Source organism: Xenorhabdus sp. IM139775 (genome assembly GCF_028598745.1).
Classification (GTDB): domain Bacteria; phylum Pseudomonadota; class Gammaproteobacteria; order Enterobacterales; family Enterobacteriaceae; genus Xenorhabdus.
Map to the genome: position 1 here is coordinate 1 of NZ_JAQRFK010000175.1, position 1,648 is coordinate 1,648.

Below are 1,648 nucleotides of genomic sequence, written 5' to 3' on the forward strand. Positions count from 1 at the left end.
AAAGCCGGGCTGAAAACCCGGCAATTTTTTTCATGTTCACGCATCGAAAACGACAGGTATGATTGATGTCCGGCAGAATGACATATCACCCTCAATGCAAAGAGCATGAGCCGCAAACTTAAAACTGACAAACAAGTCCGGTGTGAATGCAATTTTGCAGATAAATATCCCAAAAACCAGCAGGGTAACGTGCTAAATCGTTTTCTAAGACCGTGGGTTTTTGCCAGGTGATATGCTGAAAACCGGCTTTTTTAATGGCGTTTTCATAGCTTCCACGGCTCCAACGATAAAATGTAAACGGGCTGGGGGGAGTTGTCAGAAATTCGGCCTGATGACGGAAGCCATTCAGCCAGGGCTCTTCACTTAAAATGGTGAAACCATAATTATCACAGTTGCCATTTTTTAGTTGATAATCCGGTGAGGCCATATAAGCAATTAATTTGCCGGTGGGTTTTAAATGATTTGCCACGGCCTGAAACATCATTTCGAGTTCTTCAGTGGATTGCGCATAGTGGAATAAGAAAGCGGCAACGATAATATCAAATTTTTCCTCTAATTGCATTTCACAGACATTTTGGACGTGAAACTCAATATCATCACCATACAGTTTAGATTTGGCTTTGGCGAGTTCAATCATTTTTTCAGAGATATCAATGCCGACAACTTTTGCCGCCCCGCGGCGGTGTAATTCCCGCCCAAAATAGCCATACCCGCAAGCTAAATCCAGGACTGATTTTCCCCGGATATCTCCGACCATATTGAGTATGTCCTGAAGCTCAGATTGCCGTTGAGCCACCGTATTGGAAAATTTTTCATAATACTCGCCAATAGCATCATAGCTTGCTTGCTCGTCCATTATTATAACTCCTGATAAAGAATATATTTATTTTTATAAAAAAATAGAATGAGGATGAAATTGTAGAAAGATAAAGTATCACGAAATAATTCGATATAATTATTTTTGTAACACGGGTAATCTTCCACGATAAATCAGGATTGAATGAAATAAAAAACAGCCAGACGGACTGTCGTTAAAACGACGATTCAGTTTAAATTGAGAGGCATATCCCCGTTTTTTCATTTTCTGGAAAAACAATTAATGGCTGATTTTTGCAAAACATTGCTTCAGGCTGTCCCGATGTCTTATTAAACGGGAAGCGCATTATGTGGAAATCAGGGTTATTGCTCTGGATAGGGGTACTGGCATCATTATCTGCCGATGCGAAAATTGTCATTTATACCGACAATCAACACCCGCCTGCCCATTTTTCACCGGATATTGATGTCGTCTGGCTGGATGCCCCGGAACAACTTCATCAGCAGCGCTTTGGTCAGCTTCCCGCAGATCCCCGACAAGCCGCCGTGCAGGCACAGGCTATTTTGCAATCGTCCCAATGGAAAACGCAGGAACAACAACTGATCGGGGCTTACCGTGACGTGGTGGGTGCCTGGCAATTAGGGGTGCGTAAATATCCGGCCGTGGTGTTTGATGACCGCGAAGTGGTATATGGCACGGCAGATGTGGCCAACGCGACCGCACTCAGGGAGCAAAATCAGTCATGAATACGCCACGCTTTACTTTACCGGTTGTTATCACCCTGATAGCGGCATTTGCCCCAGTCACGCAGGCCGCCATTAACACCGCCCA

At 44.0% G+C, this 1,648-nt stretch carries 2 protein-coding genes; one reads left to right on the forward strand and one right to left on the reverse strand.

What is annotated here, in order from left to right; genetic code table 11:
* Nucleotides 1–118: 118 nt before the first annotated feature.
* Nucleotides 119–856: a class I SAM-dependent DNA methyltransferase gene (locus tag PSI17_RS16725; protein ID WP_273553036.1), complete on the reverse strand. Its 738-nt coding sequence runs from the start codon at nt 854–856 to the stop codon at nt 119–121.
* A 308-nt stretch (nt 857–1,164) separates the two neighbouring features.
* Between PSI17_RS16725 and PSI17_RS16730 the strand changes: the two genes are divergently transcribed.
* Nucleotides 1,165–1,563 carry a TIGR03757 family integrating conjugative element protein gene (locus PSI17_RS16730; RefSeq protein WP_273553037.1) on the forward strand — a complete coding sequence of 133 codons (399 nt, stop codon included), beginning with the start codon at nt 1,165–1,167 and terminating at the stop codon, nt 1,561–1,563.
* The last annotated feature ends 85 nt before the right edge of the window (nt 1,564–1,648 follow it).